This is a genomic window from Halomonas sp. 11-S5 (genome assembly GCF_029889825.1).
Taxonomy (GTDB): Bacteria; Pseudomonadota; Gammaproteobacteria; order Pseudomonadales; family Halomonadaceae; genus Halomonas.
In genome coordinates, this window is the sequence record NZ_JARANW010000030.1 from 1 (window position 1) to 22,392 (window position 22,392).

General features: G+C 68.9%; 20 protein-coding genes. 13 read left to right on the top strand and 7 right to left on the bottom strand.

The window, feature by feature from the left end:
• Positions 1-159: 159 nt before the first annotated feature.
• Together OP497_RS15565 and OP497_RS15570 are read right to left on the bottom strand one after the other, a co-directional pair.
• Positions 160-3,018 (bottom strand): insulinase family protein, encoded by a 2,859-nt coding sequence (locus tag OP497_RS15565; protein WP_280550055.1) that lies wholly within the window; start codon positions 3,016-3,018, stop codon positions 160-162.
• Positions 3,018-3,704: an SOS response-associated peptidase gene (locus OP497_RS15570; RefSeq protein ID WP_280550057.1), complete on the bottom strand. Its 687-nt coding sequence runs from the start codon at positions 3,702-3,704 to the stop codon at positions 3,018-3,020. Before OP497_RS15570 ends, OP497_RS15565 begins: the two co-directional genes overlap by 1 nt.
• Before the next feature lie 186 nt (positions 3,705-3,890).
• On the opposite strand from OP497_RS15570, the gene OP497_RS15575 reads away from it, so the two are divergent.
• Both OP497_RS15575 and OP497_RS15580 read left to right on the top strand, forming a co-directional pair.
• Positions 3,891-4,508 (top strand): TetR-like C-terminal domain-containing protein, encoded by a 618-nt coding sequence (locus tag OP497_RS15575; RefSeq protein WP_280550059.1) that lies wholly within the window; start codon positions 3,891-3,893, stop codon positions 4,506-4,508.
• The gene (locus tag OP497_RS15580; protein ID WP_280550060.1) at positions 4,508-5,218 is read left to right on the top strand and encodes a 1-acyl-sn-glycerol-3-phosphate acyltransferase; all 711 of its coding nucleotides are present in this window, start codon (positions 4,508-4,510) and stop codon (positions 5,216-5,218) included. The genes OP497_RS15575 and OP497_RS15580 overlap by 1 nt, the downstream gene beginning before the upstream one ends.
• 3 nt (positions 5,219-5,221) lie before the next feature.
• On the opposite strand, the gene OP497_RS15585 is transcribed toward OP497_RS15580, so the two are convergent.
• Together OP497_RS15585 and ccsA are read right to left on the bottom strand one after the other, a co-directional pair.
• The gene (locus OP497_RS15585; protein WP_280550061.1) at positions 5,222-6,505 is read right to left on the bottom strand and encodes an HlyC/CorC family transporter; all 1,284 of its coding nucleotides are present in this window, start codon (positions 6,503-6,505) and stop codon (positions 5,222-5,224) included.
• A gap of 76 nt (positions 6,506-6,581) precedes the next feature.
• The gene (gene ccsA, locus OP497_RS15590; RefSeq protein WP_280550062.1) at positions 6,582-7,382 is read right to left on the bottom strand and encodes a cytochrome c biogenesis protein CcsA; all 801 of its coding nucleotides are present in this window, start codon (positions 7,380-7,382) and stop codon (positions 6,582-6,584) included.
• A gap of 222 nt (positions 7,383-7,604) precedes the next feature.
• Here ccsA and ffh point away from each other — a divergent pair, with 222 nt between their 5' ends.
• From ffh to OP497_RS15645, 11 genes are all read left to right on the top strand, one after another.
• Positions 7,605-9,014, top strand: a complete 1,410-nt coding sequence (ffh, locus tag OP497_RS15595) for a signal recognition particle protein (protein WP_280550063.1) — start codon at positions 7,605-7,607, stop codon at positions 9,012-9,014.
• A gap of 229 nt (positions 9,015-9,243) precedes the next feature.
• Positions 9,244-9,492, top strand: coding sequence for a 30S ribosomal protein S16 (gene rpsP, locus OP497_RS15600; RefSeq protein ID WP_133637530.1), 249 nt, complete (start codon positions 9,244-9,246; stop codon positions 9,490-9,492).
• Positions 9,493-9,537: 45 nt separating this feature from the next.
• A complete protein-coding gene (gene rimM, locus OP497_RS15605) occupies positions 9,538-10,086 on the top strand; it encodes a ribosome maturation factor RimM (RefSeq protein ID WP_280550064.1) in 549 nt (182 codons plus the stop codon).
• 29 nt (positions 10,087-10,115) lie between these two features.
• The gene (trmD, locus tag OP497_RS15610; protein WP_280550100.1) at positions 10,116-10,877 is read left to right on the top strand and encodes a tRNA (guanosine(37)-N1)-methyltransferase TrmD; all 762 of its coding nucleotides are present in this window, start codon (positions 10,116-10,118) and stop codon (positions 10,875-10,877) included.
• 161 nt (positions 10,878-11,038) lie between these two features.
• Positions 11,039-11,395: a 50S ribosomal protein L19 gene (gene rplS, locus OP497_RS15615; protein ID WP_280550065.1), complete on the top strand. Its 357-nt coding sequence runs from the start codon at positions 11,039-11,041 to the stop codon at positions 11,393-11,395.
• A 118-nt stretch (positions 11,396-11,513) separates the two neighbouring features.
• On the top strand, positions 11,514-12,416 hold the full coding sequence (gene xerD, locus OP497_RS15620; RefSeq protein WP_280550066.1) for a site-specific tyrosine recombinase XerD: 903 nt from the start codon (positions 11,514-11,516) through the stop codon (positions 12,414-12,416).
• Positions 12,417-12,419: 3 nt separating this feature from the next.
• The gene (locus OP497_RS15625; protein ID WP_280550067.1) at positions 12,420-13,160 is read left to right on the top strand and encodes a DsbC family protein; all 741 of its coding nucleotides are present in this window, start codon (positions 12,420-12,422) and stop codon (positions 13,158-13,160) included.
• A gap of 86 nt (positions 13,161-13,246) precedes the next feature.
• Positions 13,247-14,563, top strand: coding sequence for a homoserine dehydrogenase (locus tag OP497_RS15630; RefSeq protein WP_280550102.1), 1,317 nt, complete (start codon positions 13,247-13,249; stop codon positions 14,561-14,563).
• Positions 14,564-14,566: 3 nt separating this feature from the next.
• Complete coding sequence (thrC, locus tag OP497_RS15635) at positions 14,567-15,955, top strand: threonine synthase (RefSeq protein WP_280550068.1); 1,389 nt, start codon at positions 14,567-14,569, stop codon at positions 15,953-15,955.
• A 197-nt stretch (positions 15,956-16,152) separates the two neighbouring features.
• Complete coding sequence (gene recJ / locus OP497_RS15640; RefSeq protein WP_280550069.1) at positions 16,153-17,964, top strand: single-stranded-DNA-specific exonuclease RecJ; 1,812 nt, start codon at positions 16,153-16,155, stop codon at positions 17,962-17,964.
• Between the two features lie 11 nt (positions 17,965-17,975).
• Positions 17,976-18,593, top strand: coding sequence for a YitT family protein (locus OP497_RS15645; RefSeq protein WP_280550070.1), 618 nt, complete (start codon positions 17,976-17,978; stop codon positions 18,591-18,593).
• Between the two features lie 11 nt (positions 18,594-18,604).
• On the opposite strand, the gene OP497_RS15650 is transcribed toward OP497_RS15645, so the two are convergent.
• The 3 genes from OP497_RS15650 to OP497_RS15660 all read right to left on the bottom strand — a co-directional run bounded on the left by OP497_RS15650 (position 18,605) and on the right by OP497_RS15660 (position 22,361).
• The gene (locus OP497_RS15650; RefSeq protein ID WP_280550071.1) at positions 18,605-19,024 is read right to left on the bottom strand and encodes a VOC family protein; all 420 of its coding nucleotides are present in this window, start codon (positions 19,022-19,024) and stop codon (positions 18,605-18,607) included.
• Positions 19,025-19,140: 116 nt separating this feature from the next.
• Positions 19,141-21,921, bottom strand: coding sequence for a heavy metal translocating P-type ATPase (locus OP497_RS15655; protein WP_348533131.1), 2,781 nt, complete (start codon positions 21,919-21,921; stop codon positions 19,141-19,143).
• Positions 21,918-22,361, bottom strand: coding sequence for a MerR family transcriptional regulator (locus tag OP497_RS15660; RefSeq protein WP_280550072.1), 444 nt, complete (start codon positions 22,359-22,361; stop codon positions 21,918-21,920). Before OP497_RS15660 ends, OP497_RS15655 begins: the two co-directional genes overlap by 4 nt.
• Positions 22,362-22,392: the final 31 nt, after the last annotated feature.

Consider the following 22,392-nt stretch of genomic DNA (forward strand, 5'->3'; position numbering starts at 1 on the left):
TTAGACTGTGTCATGACCTGCCTCCCTCAATAGTGGCTCTGCGTTTAGGTCCCTCCTCAACGTAACCCACGACGTTGAGGAGGGGCAGGTCAATCCATGATGTCTACGCGAGACTCTGTCATTTTCACGCCGAATTGAGATGACCCTCACCCCTCACTATTACTCACTTTCCCCTTCCGGCAACGGCTCCAGCTGGCGGCTAAGGGCGAGCACGTCGCTGGGCTTGTCACCCGGATCGAAGCTGACCCGCGCCACGGCGTCCTCGCGCAGCGTCGGCCAGCTCGCCTGAAGTTCTTCGGCGGTCACGGCCAGCGCCTGCTCGGCGAGGCGGCGGTGGCGGTCGAAGGCGGTGTCGCCATAGGCGAGCGCGCGCCACAGGCGGTTGGTGAGCGCGGAGAGGCTGGTGTCGCGCTGCATCAAGCTGTCGTGTACGGCCTGGCGATAGGGGGCCAGGTCGTCATCGTCGAGCGTCGCGAGCCGCCCGGTGAAATCGTCCAGGAAGGCATCGATGCGGGCCTGGATCGCCTCGCTTGCGGTGTCGGGAGACTGCACCAGCAGGCTGATGCCCGGCGCGTCCAGCATCGGCGAGTAACCCGCGTTGACCACATAGCCGAGCTGCTCCTCGGTACGCAGGCGCTGGTAGAAGGGTGTCTCCAGTAGCTGGCCCAGCACCGCCAGGCGCGCCTGGCTGTCGAGCGAGCGGTCCGGCCCCTGGAGGTAGCGCAGTGCCAGTGACTCCTCCCGGGTGGTGGCCGGGGTCAGCGCGGGCAGGTCGTCCACCTGCAGTGGGACGAGGTCCGGGATCGCCTCGGCCGCCAGGGACGGAGAGAGCGCCTCGGCGACCAGCCGGGCCTCGCGCTCGGCAAGCGCGGCGCCGAGGTTGCCCACGGCCATGGCTTCCAGACGCAGGTCGGCTAGGAAGCGCTCGCGGAAGTCGCGCAAGTCTTCCACATCGAGCGACTTGCTCGCCTCGAGCAGGGTATCGGTGGACCACTGGGGGCGCACCAGTGCCTCGGCCAGGGTGCGATGGGCCTGCCGGTAGAGAGGATCCTGGGGGGCGTTGCGCCATTCGCGCTGCAGGCGGTAGTGCTCCCGGTCGAAGCTCGCCGCGTCGATCTCGCCCTCCTGCAGTTGGGCGAGGACCCGGGCGATCAGTCGGTCCTGGCGGTCCCGCCAGCCGGAGAACGACAGGGTGATGCCCCGGGCGTGGGCATAGGCCTCGAAGTCATGGCCGGCCAGGCGTGCCGGGTAGAGGGTCTCGTTGAGGCTGTCGCCGAGCCAGCCGGCGAGCAGACGGGAAAGCGCCGCCTCGCGGGCCTCTTGGCTGGCGGCGGGGTGCTGCAGGCTGAAGCGCCACTCCACCTTGGGGGTGTCGAAGCTGTCATCTGCCTTGTGCCAGAGGGTGAAGCCCGGCGCCTCGATGCGCAGCTCGGGAATCTCGTCCTGGCCGTCGAGCAGCTCGAGGTCCTCAGCGATATAGGGGTTGGGTTCGGGCAGGGCGATGCCCGCCAGCGGCTCGGCCTCGCTTGTTGCCTCGACCTCGCGCCAGGGCGCATCGAACCAGGGCGAGACCTGGTCGCCCTCGACGTCCGGGCCGCTGTAGAGCCGCAGCAGCCGGTCGGGTCGCAGGCCGTCGAGCCAGCGCGTGATCTGGTCGCGATCGAAGCCGTCCATGCGGTAGGGCGCGACGTTGACATCCTCCAGCGGATAGCGTGACAGGTTCATGGCCAGGCGCATGGCATCGCCCTGCGGCGAGCCGTGCTGCTGGAAACGGAACTGCTGTTCGGCCAGGCGCGCCTGCTCCTGGTAGCGCCAGGCCTCCAGGCCCGAGGCGCGGATCCGCTCGATGGTGGCCAGCAGGCTGGCCTGGATGCGCTCGAGCTGCTCAGCGCCGTCCGGCGTCAGGCTGATGTCCACGGCGAACAGCGCATGGCGGCCGTCGCCACGCGTCACGCCGGCGGAGAGGCCATCGGCCCAGCCCGCCTCGCGCAGCACCGCGAGCAGGCTGCCCTCGCCCTCGTGACCGAGCAGGTGGGCCAGGTAGTCGGCGGGCTTGTGGCGGTAGGCCTCCTGGGGGTCGGGCACCGGGAACAGGAAGCTGACCCGCTGGCTGTCGCGCACCGACTGCATCTCGGCCGCGCGGGGCAGGGTCTGTTCCGCCACCAGCGGCGCCTCGATGACCGGGCGAGAGAGGCCGCGGTCGGGTATCTCGGCGAAGCGCGCGGTAACCATGGCCTCCAGGTCATCGAGGGGCTGGGGGGCGACCACGGCCAGGTGCATCACGTTGGCATCGTAGTGATCCTCGTAGAAGCCGATCACGCGCTCTCGCAGGCTCGGCTCGCCCGCGGGGCGGTCGGCCAGGGTCTCACGGCTGCCCACGGAGAAGCCGGTGGTCGGGTGGTCGGGATTGAGCAACTGGTCGAGCACGTCCTGGGCACGGCGCCCGTCATCGCGGATGCGCGCCTGGTACTCGGAGTGCACCACGCTGCGCTCGCTCTCCAGGCGGTCGGCATTGAACAGCGGGGCGACGAAGAAGCGGCTGAACCGGTCCAGGGCCCCGGGCAGGGCGTCGGGCTCGATGTTGAAGAAGTAGTTGGTGTCATGGGGGGCGGTAAAGGCGTTGTGGCTGCCCCCGTGGCGCGACAGATAGGCCTGGTAGGCATCCGACTCGGGGTAGGCGTCGGTGCCCAGGAACAGCATGTGCTCGAGGAAGTGGGCCAGGCCGGCCAGGTCCTCCGGGTCCTGGGCGCTGCCCACGCCGACGTTCAGCGAGGCGGCGGCCTGGTCGGCCTCGGGGTCGCTGACCAGCAGCACGCTCAGGCCGTTGTCGAGGGTCAGGGCGCGGTAGTCGCGGTCATCGTGGGGGCTGACCCGCGGCGAGACGACGTCGTCGACGGTTGCCGCCGGCTCGGGTGCCTCGGCCCGGGCGGCCAGGCCCGTGATCAGGGTCGCGGCCACGGCGAGCCAGGCGAGCAGGCGGGCCGTTTGGCGCAAGGGGGCAGGCAAGGGCTGTGTCATCATCGCTCCTGTGGCATGGGCTGGCGCAGCATGGGCCCGGTGGGGTGGGCGCAGGCCGGATCCTGGTTGGCGGGATCGTTCACTCGTCTTGATACCGGAAAGGCGCCCAACAGTTCCCCGGGAGCGGGCGCGAGCAGCGACTGCGCCTCGGCCAATGGGGTCTGTGGGTCGAGCCAGCGCCGGGCATCCTCGGGGGCGATCACCGCCGGCAGGCGGTCGGTGAGCGGGGCGAGCAGCGTTCCCGTGGGCACCGTGATCAGCGCCATGGAATCATTATACTCGCTCAGGGTGGTATGGAAGCGGCACCAGAGCCCCGCCAGCAGCAGCGGGCCCCGGTCGACGCGGGTCACCAGGAAGGGCTGCTTGGCGCGTGGCTGCGGCTTCCACACATAGATGCCGCTGGCCGGCACCAGGCAGCGGCGCGCGCCGAAGGCCTCGCGGAACATGGGGCGGGCCGTCAGCGCCTCGGCCCGGGCGCAGTGAGGCGCATGGTCGAGCACCTTCAGCCAGGGAGGCGTGAGCCCCCAGAAGGCGTTCACCAGGCGCAGCCGGCCCCCTTCCAGGCGCAGGATCGACAGGGGGCGACGCGGGGCCAGATTGGCGCCGGTGATCAGGGTGGTCTCGGCGACCAGGTCGGGCAGCAGGCGCTCGAGTTCGAGGGGGGCGATGTGCAGTCGGCCGGCCATGAGGTCTCCGGGGTGGTGGGGCGTCAGGGTAACCAAGTCGTCCTGGCGAGGAAAGCGGCGAACGGGCGGCGATCCTGTCGCCGGCTTGCGCCGTCATTCGTGTGGGATATCCTGTCGAAAACAGTGTTCGATGAGAGTATCCTTGTTGCCCGACCCGCGATGCCCGCCACCCCTGCGAGGAAGCCGATGGCCCGTCCCAGACAGCATGCCCCCGAGGCACTCCATGCCCAGGTCATGGCCGCATGCGATGCCTGGCTGCAGGAGCATCCGGCCCACACGCTATCGCTGCGTGCTCTCGCCCGGGAGGTCGGCTGTGCGCCGAGTACCCTGCTCAAGCTCTACGGCAGCTTCAGCAACCTGCTGCAGCACGTCAACATCGAGACCCTGGCGCGCCTGCGCGGGGTGATCGAGCCGCTGCTCGCCGACATCGCCCCCGAGGAGCGGCTCAAGGCGCTGGCCAGGGCCTACTGGCAGTTCGCCCGCCAGGATGCCTACCGCTGGCAACTGCTGTTCGACTACCCCCTGGCCCAGGAGGGGGAGCTGGACCAGCGCCAGAACGAGATGATCGAGGGCCTCTTCCTGCGCGTGGAGGCGACCCTCAAGGAGTACCAGCCGGCGCTGGACGACCTGGAGGCACGGCGGCTGAGCCGCACCCTCTGGGGCAGCGTCCATGGCCTGGTCCAGCTGGGGCTCAACGAGCGCCTCGGGTACTGGCAGGGCGAGCCGCTGGAAGTGGGCGAGTTGCTCGACCAGCTGCTCGCGACCATCCTGGCCGGCCTCAGGCACGCGCCCGGCGTGACGTGATGACCTCCTGGCTGTGGGGAGTCACGGGTCTGGCGGTGGCGGCGGGGAGCTGGCGACTGGCCAGTGCGCCCCGGCCCTTTCTGCGCTGGTTGGTCTTCCTGCTGCTTCACCTCGTCTATCGGCTGCGTTTTCGCGGCCGACACCATATTCCCCCGCGTGGCCCGGCCATCGTCGTCTGCAACCACGTCAGCTTCATGGATGCCTTGGTGGTGGGTGGAGCAAGCCCTCGGCCGCTGCGCTTTTTGATGGACAAGCCGGTCTATGAGTCGCCCTGGCTCAACTGGCTGTTCCGTCTGGTGGGGGCCATCCCCGTGGATGCCGACCGTCGCGATCCGGGCAGCGTGCGCCATGCCCTGGTCGAAGTCAGCCGCGCGCTGCGCCAGGGCGAGGTGGTGATGGTGTTTCCCGAAGGCCGCCTGACGCCGAACGGCGAGGTGCAACACTTCCGCCGCGGCCTCGAGCTGATCCTGGCCCGGGATGCGGTGCCGGTGGTGCCCGCCGGGCTGGCCGGTCTCTGGGGCTCCTGGACTTCGCACCATGGCGGCAAGGCGCTGACCAAGCCGCCTCGCCGGTTCCGGGCGCGGGTGGCCCTGTTCTTCGGTGAGCCTCTGCCGGCCGGCGAGGCGAGTCGGCCTAGCGTCGAGGCCCGAGTGCGTGCGCTCAAGGCCGAGGCCGACGGCTGGGCCGACAGCGTTCCGCGGCGAGGGTAGGCATCAGCCGCGGCGCGGGGGACGCCGTACCGGCTGCCAGCAGCGTGCCGCGGTGATCAAGTTGTCGCGGACCTCGAGGATCTCCATGCGCACGCTGCCGATCTGCAGGCAGGCCGGTCCGTCGGGGAAGGACTCCAGGTGCTCGAGGATCACGCCGTTGAGGGTCTTGGGGCCATCCGTGGGCAACTGCCAGCCCAGCGCCTTGTTGATGTCGCGGATATTGGCGGTGCCGTCGATCACGTGGCTGCCGTCTTCCTGCGGGTGGATCTCCTGATGCAGTCCCGCCACGTCGGTGGTGAACTCGCCGACGATCTCCTCGAGGATGTCTTCCAGGGTCACCAGCCCCTCCACGTCGCCGTACTCGTCGACCACGATGCCGATGCGTCGCTTCTGTTTCTGGAAGTTGAGCAGTTGGGTGTGCAGCGGGGTGGACTCGGGGATGAAATAGGGCTCACGGGCCTCCTGGACGATGGCGGCCTTGGTCACCTCGCCGCGGGACAGGAAGCGCGCCGCATTGCGCAGGTGGAGCATGCCGATGATGTTGTTGATATCGCCCTTGTAGACCGGCACCCGGGTGTGCTGGCTGGTGCGAATGTTGGCCAGGATCTCCTCCAGGTCGTCGTCCAGGTCGAGGCCCATCACCTCGTGGCGCGGCACCATGATGTCGTTCACGGTGACGTTCTCCAGATCGAGGATCGACAGCAGCATCGCCTGGTGGCGGCGCGGGATCAGGGTGCCGGCCTCGTGCACCACGGTGCGCAGCTCGTCGCGGGTCAGGTTGTCGGCGCTCCCGTCGATGTACCTGACCCCGAGCAGGCGCAGCAGGCCATTGGAGATCGCGTTGACCAGCCATACCAGCGGGTAGAGCAGCTTGAGCAGCGGCTCGAGCACCAGCGAGGCGGGATAGGCGATGCGCTCCGGCTTGACCGCCGCATAGGTCTTGGGGCTCACTTCGGCGAAGATCAGGATCACGATGGTGAGGATCAGCGGGGCGATGGCTGGGCCGGTGACCTCGCCGAAAAAATGGATGGCGACCACCGTGGCGATCGCCGCGGCCAGGTTGTTGACCAGGTTGTTGCCGATCAGAATCACGCCGATCAGCCGATCGGGGCGGGCCAGCAGGCGCAGTACGCGCTGGGCGGCGCGCTCACCGCTGTTCGCCTGATGGCTCAGGCGATAGCGGTTGATCGACATCATCCCGGTCTCGGAGCTGGAGAAGAAGGCGGAAAGACAGACGAGCAGGAACAGCAGGCCGAACAGCAGTCCCAGCGGGAAGTCGTCACTCAAGTCGAAGGGTCCTCAACGGCGTATCAGGCTCGAGTTGTAGGGGGTCGGTCATCCGGTGTCAAGGCGCGTGCCGGCCTCAGCCGCGGTTGAGCAGGATCTCCAGCACGAACTTGCTGCCGAAGTAGGCCATCAACAGCACCAGGCAGCCCCCCAGGGTCCAGCGCACCGCCCGCATGCCTCGCCAGCCCAGCCGATGATGGCTGAACAGCAGGGTGGCGAAGATCACCCAGGCGGCCAAGGAGAGGATCGACTTGTGGGCCAGGTGCTGGGCGAACATGTTGTCGAGGAACAAAAAGCCGCTGACGATCGACAGGGTCAGCAGGATCATGCCGGCCCAGATCAGCTCGAAGAGGACCCGTTCCATGGTGGTCAGCGGCGGCAGCGACTGGACCACACCGCGGATGTGGTGGTGGCGCAGCGCCTGATTCTGGATGCCGAGCAGCACCGCCTGGATGGCGGCGATGGCCAGCAGCGCGAAGGCCAGTGCGCTGCTCAGGGCGTGCAGGGCGATCCCCGGCGTCATGCCGGTGGCGCGCTCGGGGCTCGGCAGCTCGGTGGCCAGCAGCAGGGTCAGGCCGGCCAGCGGCAGCAGGCCGGTGGCGACGTTGAGGACCGGCTTGACGAGGCTGACCACCAGCAGCACCAGCACGGCCAGGCCGCTGGCCAGCACCGCGCTGGTGGAGAGCCCGGGCAGCAGGGAGTCGCCCCGGACCAGCAGAGTGGCGGCCAGGGGCAGGTGGCAGAGCAGGCCGAGCAGGCCCAGCCCGCGCACCAGCATGGCGCGTGGCGGCACCCGCCGGATCAGGGTCAGCCCCTGCCAGGAGGCGGCCCCGAGATAGAAGATGAAGGCCATGACGGCAAGTGATAGCGGCTGCATCGATCGCTGTCCGTGCGCCTTCGCCAGCGCCTGGTGGTGGGGAATGGAGCCGCCACTATACCGAATCCGCTCGGCCGCGCCCAGCCGGCGGCGCGCCCCTCAGCGGCGAATGCCCGCCATGCATGGAGACTGGTGGCCACAGGGCGTATAATTTTCGACCATTGCAGGGAGCCCCCGGCCGGTGCCGGGTCGGCTCTCCGGCCATCGTCACTGGAGAGGCCCATGTTCCAGAATCTCAGCGAGCGTCTGTCGCAGACGCTCAAGTCGATCAAGGGTCAGGCGCGCCTGACCGAGGACAACGTCAAGGATACCTTACGCGAGGTGCGCCGGGCGCTGCTCGAGGCCGACGTGGCCCTGCCGGTGGTCAAGGCGTTCATCGACCGCGTGCGCGAGCGCGCCGTGGGGCAGGAGGTCTCCCAGAGCCTCTCCCCGGGGCAGCAGTTCGTCAAGATCGTCCAGCAGGAGCTCGAGGCGATCATGGGCGAGGCCAACGAGGGGCTGGTTCTCAAGAGCGCCCCGGCCGTGGTGCTGATGGCCGGCCTGCAGGGCGCGGGCAAGACCACCTCGGTGGCCAAGCTGGCACGCTACCTGCGCGAGCGGGAAAAGAAGAAGGTGCTGGTGGTCTCCGCCGACGTCTATCGGCCGGCGGCCATCGACCAGCTCGAGACCCTGGCCCGCGAGGTCGAGGTCGACTTCTTTCCGTCGCGCTCCGACCAGAAACCCGTCGATATCGCCGAGGCGGCGATCAAGCACGCCAGGATCCAGTTTCATGATGTGGTGATCGTCGATACCGCCGGTCGCCTGGCCATCGACGAGGCGATGATGGCCGAGATTCAGGCGCTGTATAAGGCGGTGGTGCCTGACGAGACGCTGTTCGTCGTCGATGCCATGACCGGCCAGGATGCCGCCAATACCGCCAAGGCCTTCCACGAGGCGCTGCCGCTGACCGGGGTGATCCTCACCAAGGCCGATGGCGATGCCCGCGGCGGTGCGGCGCTCTCGGTGCGCCACATCACCGGCAAGCCGATCAAGTTCATGGGCGTGGGCGAGAAGGTCGACGCACTCGAGCCCTTCCATCCGGACCGCGTGGCCTCGCGCATCCTCGGCATGGGCGACGTGATGTCGCTGATCGAGGACGCCGAGCGCACCGTTGACAAGAAGAAGGCCGAGCAGCTGGCCAAGAAGGTCAAGAAGGGCCAGGGCTTCGATCTCGAGGACTTCCGCGACCAGCTCCAGCAGCTCAAGAAGATGGGTGGCATGGGCGGCCTGATGGGCAAGCTGCCGGGCATGGGGCAGATGGCCGAGATGGCCCAGGGCCCCGGCCCCGAGAAGGAGCTGGGCAAGCTCGAGGCGCTGATCAACTCCATGACCGCCCAAGAGCGGCGCAAGCCCGAGATCATCAACGGCTCGCGCAAGCGGCGCATCGCCGCCGGGGCCGGCCTGCAGGTGCCGGACCTTAACCGCCTGCTCAAGCAGCACAAGCAGATGCAGAAGATGATGAAGAAGGCGGGCAAGAAGGGCGGCATGCAGAAGATGATGCGCGGCATGTCCGGCATGATGGGCGGTGGCGGCCCGGGTGGGCCCGGCGGCATGGGGGGTATGGGCGGCCCTGGCGGCATGCCCCGGCGCTGAGCCGGCGCATGGCGCGGCGTCGAGCGCAAAAAGGTTTCCAAGTCGGGCGGTTTTCCGTAGAATGTCGCGTCTTCACTGGCAAGACCGCGATCGACGCGGCCATCGTCGTGACCGAATGACCCGAAGCCGGGCCGTCGGCCCGCTTTCCGTAGCAGTTCGTCGAGGGCCAGCAGGGTATCGGCACCTCGGCCGAAACATCCGCAACTTCAACCCGAAGGATAATCAACGCATGGTTACCATTCGTCTGGCACGTGGTGGCGCCAAGAAGCGTCCCTTCTACCACCTCACCGTGACCGATTCTCGCAAGTCCCGTGACGGCCGCTTCATCGAGCGCCTGGGCTTCTTCAACCCCGTGGCCCGTGGCCAGGAAGAGCGCCTGCGCGTCGACCTGGAACGCATCAGCCACTGGCAGAGCCAGGGCGCACAGCTCTCCGACCGCGTCGCCGAGCTGGTCAAGGAAGCCCGCAAGCAGGCCTGAAGGGCCTGACTTGCCTGCTGCAACGCAACGGTCCAGGGGTCGTCGATGAGCGAACACGCGCAAGCGCAGCCCGCCGACGATCATGTGGTGCTGGGCAATCTGACCAGCCCCTACGGCGTCAAGGGCTGGCTGAAGGTGTACTCGTACACCAGCCCCATGGAGGGCATCCTCGACTACGCGTCCTGGGTGCTGCGCCAGGGGACAACGCTGACCCGGGTGGGCGTCGTCCAGGGGCGTCGCCAGGGCAAGGGCCTGGTGGCCCGGCTCGAGGGCATCGATAGCCGCGAAGCGGCCGAGGCCCTGGCCGGCGCCGAGATCCTGCTGCCCAAGGCCGAACTGCCCGCGCTCGACGCTGATGACTACTACTGGTATCAGCTGGAAGGGCTCCGGGTGGTGACCCGCGACGGGTTGGCGCTGGGGTGCATCGACTCCCTGTTCGAGACCGGCGCCAACGACGTCATGGTCGTCAAGGGCGAGGTCGACGAGGGCATCGAGGCCCGCGAACGGTTGCTGCCCTACCTGCCAGGCGAGGTGGTGCGGGACGTGGACCTCGAGGCCGGCGTGATGACCGTCGACTGGGATCCCGAATTTTGACGCCCGGCTCGACCCCGGCGGGGCCGGCCATGTGGATCGGGGTGGTGTCGCTGTTTCCCGAGATGTTCGAGGCGATCACTTGCCATGGCGTCACGGGCCGGGCGGTGGACAAGGGGCGCATCGCGCTCGAGTTCTGGAACCCCCGGGACTACGCCACCGACCGGCATCGCACCGTTGACGACCGCCCCTATGGCGGTGGCCCGGGGATGCTGATGAAGGTCGACACCCTGCGCTCGGCCATCCACGCCGCCCGCGAGCGGGCCGAGGCGGCCACCGGGACACGGGCGAAGGTCATCTACCTGTCGCCCCAGGGGCGCCGCCTGGATCAGCGCGGCGTGCAGGAACTGGCATCGGGCCCACCCCTGGTGGTGGTGGCCGGACGCTATGAAGGCATCGATGAGCGGCTGGTGGAAGCCGACATCGATGAGGAGTGGTCGATCGGCGACTATGTGCTCAGCGGCGGCGAGCTGCCGGCCATGGTGCTGATCGATGCCGCGGCAAGGCTGGTGCCCGGGGTGCTGGGCCATCAGGATTCCGCGGTCGAGGACTCCTTCAACGACGGACTGCTGGACTGTCCGCACTACACGCGCCCGGAGGAAGTCGACGGGCGGCGGGTGCCGGAGGTCCTGCTCAGCGGCCACCACGGTGCTATCCGGCGCTGGCGGCTCAAGCAGTCCCTGGGGCGGACCTGGCTCAGGCGTCCCGACCTGCTGGAAGGCAGGACGTTGAGTGCCGAGCAGCGCGAGCTGCTCGAGGAGTTCCTCGAGGACTACGCCCTGTCCACCCGGTAGGTCAGGGCGGAGGTGCAGGACGCCACGACCCCATGAGCGGGCCAGGCGGACCTGTGTCACCAACGCATTCCCGCGCTCTCGAGCTCGTCTCGGGCGCCGGGATCACGATTCGCCGGCGACGCAAGCCGACCAGCGGATCAGGTTATCAAGGAGTCAATGTCATGAGCAGCAAGAGCAAGGTGATCCAGGCGCTCGAGAGCGAGCAGATGAGCAAGGAAGTCCCGGCCTTCGCCCCCGGCGATACCGTGGTCGTCCAGGTCAAGGTCAAGGAAGGCTCCCGCGAGCGCCTCCAGGCCTTCGAAGGCGTGGTCATCGGCAAGCGCAACCGCGGCCTGAACTCGGCCTTCACCGTGCGCAAGATCTCCCACGGGGTCGGCGTCGAGCGGACCTTCCAGACCTACAGCCCGCTGGTCGACTCCATCGAGGTCAAGCGTCGCGGTGACGTGCGCCAGGCCAAGCTGTACTACCTCCGCGAGCGCAGCGGCAGGTCTGCCCGCATTAAGGAAAAGCTGGCCTGAGGCGAGAGCCCCTGCCGGCCCGTGGTGTCGGGACCCCAGGCCCCGCACCCCTTGCGAAACCCCGTCACCGCTGCCGCGGGGCGGGGTTTCGTGCTGCTGGGACTTGTCCGGGAGCCGTATGGAAACCACCATGGATGCGGGCGCGCTGGTCGACGCCTTCCTCGACGGCCTGTGGCTGGAGCGGGGCGCGAGCGACAATACCCTGGCCGCCTATCGCCACGACCTGAGCGCCTGGCAGGCTCGCCTCGAGAGTGTCGACCAGCGGCTGCTGGCACCGGCCAGCGCGGTGTTGCCGGCCTGGCTCGACGCGCGTCGCGAGGCCGGTTACAGCCTGCGCAGCAACGCTCGGCTGCTCTCCAGCCTGCGCGGCTTCTACCGCTGGGCGCTGGCCGAGGGGCTTGTCGATCACGACCCGCTGGCCGAGGTGCGACTGCCCCGGGTGCGCCCCTCGCTCCCCGATACCCTGGAGGAGGCCGAGGTGGAGCGCCTGCTCGCCGCCCCGGACCTTTCCACCGATCTGGGCCTGCGCGACCGGGCGATGCTCGAGGTCCTCTATGGCGCCGGGCTGCGGGTCAGCGAGCTGGTCGGGCTGACCACCGACGCGGTCAATCTGCGCCAGGGCGTGGTTCGGGTGCGGGGCAAGGGCGACAAGGACCGCCTGGTGCCACTGGGCGAGGAGGCCGTGGCGTGCCTGTCGCGCTACTTGCGTGGCGCCCGGGGTGCGCTGATGGTCGACATCACCCGGCCGGCGCTGTTTCCCGGGCGCGGCGACCGTTGCCTGACGCGCCAGGCCTTCTGGCACCGTATCAAGGCCCATGCGCGGTCCGCCGGCATCGACCGACCGCTGTCGCCGCACACCCTGCGCCACGCCTTCGCCACCCATCTGTTGAATCATGGGGCCAACCTGCGTGTCGTACAGCTGCTGCTCGGTCATAGCGACCTCTCGACCACCCAGATCTATACCCATGTCGCGCAGGTGCGACTGGAAGCCCTGCACGCCGACCATCATCCTCGAGGCTGACTCATGAGACGATCGACCCTTACCCTCGGCGGCGCACTGTTCGCCGTCTCCCTGGCCCTGCTGCCCGTCGCCCAGGCCGATATGGCCGAGCAGCTGGCCGAGACGCTCACGGTCAATGGCCAGTCCATGTCCGTGGAACGCGTGCGCGAGACACCGCTGGACGGCTTCTTCGAGGTCAGGCTGGAGAGCGGCGAGACCTTCTACAGCAACGCCGAGGGCAGCCACTTCCTGGTCGGTGACCTCTACGAGAATGGCGAGGGCGGCCTGGTCAACCTCACCGAGCAGGGGCGCAACGCCGAGCGCGCCGCGCGTCTCGCCGCGGTGCCGGAGAGCGAGCGGGTGATCTTCCGCGGTGCCGGCGAGCCACGCGCCACGCTGGTGGTCTTCACCGACACCACCTGCCCCTACTGCCGGCAGCTCCATGAGGAGGTGCCGCGGCTCAACGAACTGGGCATCGAGGTGCACTACCTGGCCTTCCCGCGCAGCGGCCTGCGCTCGCCGGGGGGGCGGCAGCTGCAGCAGGTGTGGTGCGCCGACAATCCGGCCGAGGCCCTGTCCGCGGCCAAGCGTGACGAAGCGCTGCCGGGTGCCGCCGACTGCGACAATCCGGTCGAGGAACAGTATCATCTGGGCATGGCGCTCGGCGTCCAGGGCACACCGGCGATCGTGCTGCCCGACGGTCGCCTGGTGCCCGGCTATGTGCCGGCGGAGCGCCTGGCCGCCATGCTCGGCCTGAACGAGTGATGACCGACGTCGACGAACGTCGGCACGGCGGGCCCGGACGGGGCCCGATCCACGCTGAGACACACGCCAGAACGAGGGGAATGACATTGAAACCGGTGAGAGTGGGAATCTGTGGCCTGGGGACCGTCGGTGGCGGAACCTTCAACGTGCTGACACGCAATGCCGACGACATCGCCCGGCGCGCGGGGCGTCCGATCGTCATCGAGCAGGTCGCCTTCCGCAGCCTCAATCCCGACTGTGACACCACCGGCATCCGGACCACCTCCGACGTCTTCGAGGTGGCCACCAACCCCGACATCGACGTGCTGGTCGAGCTGATCGGCGGCTACGACGTGGCCCGCGAGCTGGTGCTCACCGCCATCGACAACGGCAAGCACGTGGTCACCGCCAACAAGGCGCTGATCGCCGTGCACGGCAACGAGATCTTCCGCGCCGCCCACGAGAAGGGCGTGATCGTCGCCTTCGAGGCGGCGGTGGCCGGCGGCATCCCGGTGATCAAGTCGCTGCGCGAGGGCCTGGGCGCCAACCGCATCGAGTGGGTGGCCGGTATCATCAACGGCACCGGCAACTACATCCTGACCCACATGCGCGACGAGGGGCGTGCCTTCGAGGACGTGCTCGCCGAGGCCCAGGCACTGGGCTACGCCGAGGCCGACCCGACCTTCGACGTCGAGGGCATCGACGCCGCCCACAAGCTGACCATTCTCGCTTCCATCGCCTATGGCGTGCCGCTGCAGTTCGACAAGGCCTACACCGAGGGCATCTCGCGCATCACCGCCGATGACGTGGAGCAGGCCGACAACCTGGGCTACATCATCAAGCACCTGGGCATCTCCAAGCGCACCGAGGCGGGCCTCGAGCTGCGCGTGCACCCGACCCTGATTCCCAAGGAGCGGCTGCTGGCCAGCGTCCATGGCGTCAAGAACGCCATCGCCATCATGGGCGATGCCGTGGGGCCGACCCTCTACTACGGCGCCGGTGCCGGCGCCGAGCCCACCGCCTCCGCGGTGGTCGCCGACCTGCTGGACGTGGCGCGCGACATCGCCACCGACCACCACTATCGGGTGCCCTACCTGGCCTTCAGCGGCATCGGCGAGCCGGAGTGCGACCTGCCGATCATGCCCATGGAGGACATCATCACCGCCTACTACCTGAGGCTGCTGGCGGTGGACCGCCCCGGCGTGCTGGCACGGGTGGCGACGATCCTCTCCGAGCAGGGGATCTCGATCGAGGCGCTGATCCAGAAGGAGGCCACCGAGGGCGAGCTGGTGCCGATCATCCTGTTGACCCATCGCACCCGCGAGAAGCAGATGAACGAGGCGATGCGCCTGATCGAGTCGCTGGCCGACATCGCCGGCCCGGTGACGCGGATCCGCGTCGAGTCGCTGGACGAGCAGGAGTAAGCCATGCGCTATATCAGTACCCGCGGGCAGGCGCCCGCGCTCTCCTTCGAGGAAGTCGTGCTCACCGGCATGGCCAGCGACGGCGGCCTCTATGTGCCGGAGGATGTCCCGCCGCTCTCCCATGACGACCTGGCGGCCATGGCCGGGCTCTCCTACGCCGAGATCGCCTTCCGGGTCATGAAGCCCTACGTCAACGGCGAGATCGACGACGCGACCTTCCGCGGCATCGTCGAGGAGGCCTATGCCACCTTCAGCCACGACGCCGTGGTGCCGCTCAATCAACTCGATGCCAACCACTTCCTGCTGGAGCTGTTCCACGGCCCGACGCTGGCCTTCAAGGACGTGGCCCTGCAGCTGCTCGGCCGCATCCTCGACCACTTCCTGCAGAAGCGCGGCGAGCGGGCCGTCATCATGGGGGCGACCTCCGGCGACACCGGCTCGGCGGCCATCGAGGGCTGCCGCCACTGCGACAACCTCGACATCTTCATCCTCCACCCCTACCAGCGGGTCTCGGAGGTGCAGCGCCGCCAGATGACCACGGTGCTGGCCGACAACGTCTTCAATGTCGCCATCGAGGGCAACTTCGATGACGCCCAGGCCATGGTCAAGGCGAGCTTCGCCGACCAGGGCTTCCTCGATGGCACCCGGCTGGTGGCGGTGAACTCCATCAACTGGGCGCGCATCATGGCCCAGATCGTCTACTACGTCGCCTCGGCCGTGGCGCTGGGTGCGCCGCACCGCCAAGTGAGCTTCTGCGTGCCCTCGGCCAACTTCGGCAACGTCTTCGCCGGCTACATGGCCAAGCGCATGGGACTGCCGGTGAAGCAGTTCATCATCGCCACCAACGCCAACGACATTCTGCACCGCACCCTGGCCGACAACGACTTCTCCAAGCAGGCGCTGGTGGCCACCCTGGCGCCCTCCATGGACATCGTGGTGTCCTCCAACTTCGAGCGGTTGCTGTTCGAGGCCTACGAGCGCGACGGGTCGGCGGTAAAGGCCCTGCTCGAGCGCTTCCAGAGCGAGCCCTCGGCGCTGGCCGAGGCGCCGCTGGCCAGGCTGCGCGAGTCCTTCGCCAGCCACAGCGTGAGTGATGCCACCATCCTTGAGGTGATCCGCGAGGCGCATCACCGCACCCAGGAGATCCTCGACCCGCACACCGCCACCGGCTACCGTGCCGCCGAGCGGGCGCGCGCCGATGCGACGACCCCGGTGATCACCCTGGCCACGGCCCACCCGGCCAAGTTCGCCGAGGCGGTGGTCAAGGCCGGCTTCCCGGGCGTGCCGTTGCCGCCGCACATGGATGACCTGCTGGAGCGCGAGGAGCGCTATACCGTGCTGCCCGCGGAGCTTTCCGCCGTGCAGCAGTTCGTTGCCGAGAACCGCCGCTGAAGTGCATGCCCCAACGCCATCACTAGCGAGGGGCGCCGGGGGCAGGCCGAAGAGGAGGTCCTACGCCAGGGATGGCGTCGGTAGCGCCCAGGGAGGGGTTTACAGCGCCTCCTCGCAGGCCTGTCGCCGGATCAGCCCCGAGCGGGCATCTGTCTCCCATCTCTCTTCTTCGTGTCTCTTAATTGCAGGAGCATGGCTTGGACGCTGCCACCACCGATCCCATTGATCTGCAGGCGCGCTTGCGCCCCCGCATCCAGCCCAGGCCCCGCGATGAGGCGCTCTATGCCCGTGCCCGCGAAGAGGGCCTGACCGAGCTCCAGGCGCGGGTGCTGGCGGGGCGGCTTTCCGGCTACCAGGGCGAGCTGGCGCCGCTGGTCTCGCCCAGCCTGCGCCACCTGGCCCACCCCGAGAAGCTCGCCGACGCACGCCGTGCGGCAGAGCGCATCGCCCAGGCGGTGGTGGATGGCGAGCATATCGGCATCCTCACCGACTACGACGTGGACGGCATCACCTCCCACGTGGTGATCCGGCGCACCCTGGTCGAGCTCTTCGGGGTGCCCGAGGCCCGCCTGCACAGCCTGATCGGCCACCGTATCCATGACGGCTACGGCATCAGCCTGCCGCTAGTGGAGCGCACCCTGGCACTCTCGCCGCAGCCGAGCCTGGTGATCACCGCCGACTGCGGCAGCTCCGACGAGCCGCGCATCGCCCGACTCAAGGCCGCCGGCATCGAGGTGGTGGTCAGCGACCACCACGCCCTGCCGCAGGAGGGCCCGCCGGCCTCGGCCTACGCCGTGGTTAATCCCACCCGCGACGACTGCGACTATCCCGACCCGACCATCGCCGGCTGCATGGTGGCGTGGCTCGTGATGTCGCTGGCCCGCCGGGTGCTGGTCGAGTGGGGCGTGCTGGCGCCGGCCACCCCGAAGCTCTCGCCCTGGCTCTCCTACGTGGCGCTGGGCACGGTGGCCGACTGCGTCTCGCTGGGTGGCAGCGTGGCCAACCGCGCGGTGGTGACCCACGGCCTGACGCTGATCAATCGCATGGAGGCCGCCTGCTGGCGGGCCATGGCGGCGCGCCTGGGGGCCGACAGCGTGCCCTTCGACGCCGAGACCCTGGCCTTCCAGATGGGGCCGCGAATCAATGCCCGTTCGCGCCTCGACGATCCCTATGCGGCGCTGCACTACATGCTGGCGGCGGATGACGCCACTGCGGCACGGCATCTGGAAACGCTGGATCAGGATAACCAGTCGCGCAAGGCGATCGAGGCCGAGATGGCCGAGGAGGCCAAGGCCCTGGCCCTGCCGGCCCTGGTCGCCGAAGAGCCCGCCATCGTCGTCTTCCTGGAGGATGGTCACCCGGGCGTGCAGGGCATCGTCGCCTCCCGGCTGGTGCAGGCCTTTGGCCGACCGGCCCTGGTGCTGACCCCGGCGGCGGCCCCCGGCATGCTCACCGGCTCCGGGCGCTCCATCGAGGGGCTGCACCTGCGCGACGCCCTGCAGCGGACCTTCGAGTTGGCCCCCGAGGCGCTGCCGCGCTTCGGGGGCCACCGCGGCGCCGCCGGGGTGGGGGTACCGCGCGAGCACCTGGCGGCCTTCCGTACGGCCTTCCTGCGGGCGGTGGGCGAGCAGCTGGGCGATACCGAACTCTGTCCTCGGATATTCACCGACGGCGAGCTGGCGCCCCATCAGCTCGGCCTCGCCACCCTGGACGAGCTCGAGCGACTTGCGCCCTACGGCCGGGAGTTCGATGCCCCGCTGTTCCAGGGCGAGTTCCTGGTCGAGGCGCTGCGTCCGGTGGGGGCTGATGGCAGCCACCTGATGCTGGAGCTCTCCGCTGGGGCCACGAGCCTCAAGGCGATCTGGTTCCGTGCCCTGACCCCCGGTGAGATGCCGGCCTTCGGCGTCGGCGCCACGCTGCACTGCGCCTTCAAGCTCAACCGCAACCGCTGGCGGGGGCGCGAGAGTCTCCAGCTGATGATCGAGCACGCGAGCGCTCACGAATTCTAAAGGAGCCCTTGATGGATCCCCAGGAACTACCCACCGACCCCCATCGCCCCCATGAGGACGTGATGGCGATGCTGGTCGGCACGCTCTTCGTCGCCCTCGGCGTGAGCTTCTATACCCAGGCGATGCTGCTCACCGGTAGTACTGCGGGCCTGGCCTTCCTGCTGCAGTACGCCACCGGCTGGCGCTTCGGCATCTGGTTCTTCCTGATCAACCTGCCGTTCTACTGGCTGGCCGTGCGTCGCATGGGCTGGTCGTTCACCCTGCGTACCTTCGTGGCCATCGGCCTGGTCTCGGTGTTCTCGGAACTCACCGCCAGCTGGATCCGCATCGAGTGGCTGCAGCCGTTCTACGCGGCCCTGATGGGCGGCAGCCTGATCGGCATCGGCATGCTGGTGCTGTTTCGCCACCGCACGAGCCTCGGCGGCATCAATATCCTCTCGCTCTTCCTGCAGGACCGCTACGGCTGGCGGGCGGGCTACGTGCAGCTGGGCATCGATGCGCTCATCATGCTGGTCGCCCTGCTGGTGCTGCCGGTGGAGCGGGTGGGGCTCTCGGTGCTCGGCGCCGTGGCGCTCAACCTGATCATCGCGCTGAACCACAAGCCGGGGCGTTATATGGGGGTCAGCTGAGGCATGGTGGCTCAGTAATTGGGCCAGACGCCGGGGGTGGCCAGCTCCAGCAGGTGGCTGTCGGGGTCGCGGAAATAGACGCTTTCTCCGCCCCGCGGCCAGTGGGTGCGCCCCTCGATGGCAATGCCGTGGTCCTCGAGCTGGCCTTCCCACGCCGCGAGCTCGCGGGCGGCGATGGCGAAGGCGAGGTGCACTCGGCCGCTGCCGTCGTGGGGCGGGATGGTGCCCATCTCGTTGGGCAGCACCACGGTCTCCAGTGTCTCGCCGCGCAGGAAGAGCAACAGCACCGAGCCGGCCCCGGCGTCATAGGCGGTGAAGCGATGGTCGGCGTTGAAGGGCAAAAGCCCCATCACGCCCTCGAAGAAGCTCCGCGCCCGGGCCATGTCCTCCACGTAGAGCGCGGTCTCCAGCACACCGTTGAGCCCGGGCATGGCCACCTCCGATCCTTGCATGTTCCTTCAGTCTAGCAAGGGTCAGCGCTGGCTCCCCCAGAACCACCAGGCGATCAGGGCGATCAGGGCCAGGCCGGCGAGATTGACGATCCAGCTCATCGTGCGTCCTCCTGCTTCTGGGGGTTGACCCTGTCATCGCCCGCGGCCTCGGCGGAGGGGCGGAACAGGCGCAGCCGGTTGGCGTTGCTGACCACGGTGATCGAGGAGAGCGACATGGCGGCCCCGGCGATCATCGGCGAGAGCAGGGTGCCGGTAAGGGGGTAGAGCACTCCGGCGGCGATGGGAATGCCCAGGGTGTTGTAGCCGAAGGCGCCCACCAGGTTCTGCTTGATGTTACGCAGGGTGGCCCGGCTGACTTCGATGGCGGCAGCCACGCCATGCAGCGAGCCACGTACCAGGGTGATGCCGGCACTCTCGATGGCCACGTCGGTGCCCTGGCCGATGGCGAAGCCCACGTCGGCGCGGGCGAGTGCCGGGGCGTCATTGATGCCGTCGCCGACCATGCCCACGACCTCGCCCTCGGCCTGACGGCGCTCGATCTCGGCGTGCTTGTCTTCGGGCAGCAGGCCGGCGCGGAAGTCGTCGATGCCGACCTCGCGGGCGATGGCCCCGGCGGTGTGGGCGTTGTCGCCGGTGAGCATCACCACCTTGAGGCCGTCGGCCTGCAGGCGCTTCACGGCGGCGATGGTGTCTTGGCGCAAGGGGTCGCTGATGCCGAATAGCGCGGTCAGCCGCCCGTCTACGGCGAGGTAGACCACGGTGCGTGCTTTCTGCTCGAGACCCGACGCGATCTCACGGCCGCTGGCCAGGTCGATATCGGCCTCTTCCAGCAGGCGGGCATTGCCCAGCAGCAGCGCTCGGCCGTCGGCACTGGTCGCCTTGACCCCACCGCCGGTGACGGTATCGAAGTCGCGAATCTCGCCGGGTGTGGCCTGCCGGGCTTCCGCATGCCCCATCAGGGCGGCCGCCAGCGGGTGCTCGGAGCCGCGCTCCAGGGCCGCCACCAGGCCCAATACGTCCTGCTCGTCGCCCTCGATCACCTCCGCTTCCGTCACCTCGGGCTTGCCCTCGGTCAGGGTGCCGGTCTTGTCCACCACCAGGGTGGTGAGCTTGCTGGCGGTCTGCAGGGCATCGCCGCTTCTCACCAGCACGCCGTGCTCGGCTGCCTTGCCGACGCCGATCATGGTGGAGATCGGTGTGGCCAGGCCCAGGGCGCAGGGGCAGGCGATGATCAGTACCGTGGTGGCGGTGACCAGCATATGGATCACCCGTGGCTCGGCACCAACGTTGAACCAGGCCAGCGCGGTGATCACGGCGATGATCATCACCGAGGGCACGAAGACGCTCGACACCTTGTCAGCCAACTTGCCGATGGGGGGGCGGGAGTTCTGGGCGCTGGCCACCTGCTCGGTGATCTGGCCCAGGCGGGTGTCATTGCCAACGCGGGTGGCGCGGTAGACCAGCGAGCCCTTGCCGTTGACCGTGCCGGCGCTCACCTCGTCGCCCTCGCCCTTGGTCACCGGCAGGGGCTCGCCGGTGAGCATGGATTCGTCGATATGGCTCTGCCCCTCGGTGACCTCGCCGTCCACCGGCAGGCGCTCGCCGGGGCGCACGCGGATGTGGTCCCCCTCGCGGACCTCATCGATCTCGACCTCGCGCTCCTCGCCGTCGCGGATCACCCGTGCGGTGCGGCTCTGCAGGTCGAGCAGCCGCTTGAGGGCGTCGCTGGTCCGGCCCCGCGCCCGTAGCTCCAGGGCATTGCCCAGCAGCACCAGGCCGATGACCATCGCCGAGGCTTCGAAGTAGATGCCGCGGGCCACCTCAGGCAGCCAGGGCCCGAAGGCGACCACCGCCATGGAGTAGAGCCAGGCGGTGCCGGTACCCATGGCGATCAGGGTATCCATGTTGGCCTGGTGGTGCCGGAAGTTCTTCCAGGCATTGATGAAGAAGTGGCGGCCGGGGAAGGCCATCACCGCCAGCGTCAGCGCCCCGATCGCCAGCCAGTAGAGCCGCCCGCTACCCACGGGCTGGGGGTGGAAGACGAACATGCTGGCCATCAGCGGCACGGCCAGGGCCAGCGACCAGGCGCTCCCCTTCAGGCGCCGGCGATAGTCCCGCTCGTCACGCTCGGCGCGGGCCTGCTCGGCCTCGCGCATGTCGACGATGGGTTCGGCACCGTAGCCCACGTCCTCCACGGCACGGACCAGGGCATCCGCGGCGGCCTGGCCGCGGACCTGGGCCGTATGGGTACCGAAGTTGACCTCAGCGCTGACCACGCCGGGCGTGCGCTCCAGGGCCTGCTGGACGCTCTTCACGCAGCTGGCGCAGGTCATGCCGCTGATCGACAGCCGCCGGGTGGTGGCACGTGTGTCGCCCTCTTCCGCCTCTGGAACCCTCGCCTTCTCGGGTGTTTCCTCGGCGGAGGGACGCTCGGGCTCTTGCGCGGGGGAGGGCTCGGCAGACTGCGACGCTCGAGCGGCCGGGTAGCCGGCCTCTTCCAGCAGCCGGTCAAGAATGGCGCCCTCCAGGGCCGTCTCCACCTCAAGGCGCTTCTCGTCCGGGATGCCGACCACCTCGGCCTCCGGGTCCTCGGCCTGGATCGCCTTGCGCATCCTGCCCACACACCCCTGGCAGCTCATGCCGGGCACCCGGCGCTCGTGACGTTGCCTGCCGGTGGCCGGGTAGCCTGCCTCGGCCAGGGCCTCGTCCAGGGTACCATCGGCCAGGGTGGTGGTGACCTCGAGGCGCTTCTCGGCAGGGGTGCCGGTAACCTCGGCCTTCGCGTCCCGGGCCTGGATGGCCCGGCGCATCGTGGCCACGCAGCCCTGGCAGTTCATGCCGGGGACCTGGCGTTCCAGGGGCTGTCTGGCGTTCATTGGGTCTCCTCGCCGGTCTCGTGGCCGGCAGTGAGCGGTTCGGGAAAGCTCTCGATCAGGCGGCAGAGGCTGTGGCCGTCGGGGGTGCCGTCGGGCATCTCCTCCCAGGCGGCCAGGGCCTGCTCCATGCGCTGTGCCAGGGATTGCAGCTCACGGATCCGTTCGCGGATCTGCGGCAGCCGGCTGGCCAGCAGGTCGCGCACCATGGGGCAGGGCGAGTCGCCATGGTCAGCGTGGTCGAGGATGTCGCGGATCTCGGCCACGCCGAAGCCCAGGGTGCGGGCCCGCTGGATGAAGCGCAGCCGATCCAGGTCACCCTGCCCGAACAGCTGGTAGCCGTTCTTGGGATGGCGCTCGGGATGCAGCAGCCCCTCGCGAGTGTAGTGGCGCACGGTCTCGGCGGTGACGCCGGCCAGGCGTGCCAGTTCGCTGACCTTCATGGCGGAGCCTCTCGGGGATGTCATCCGGCAA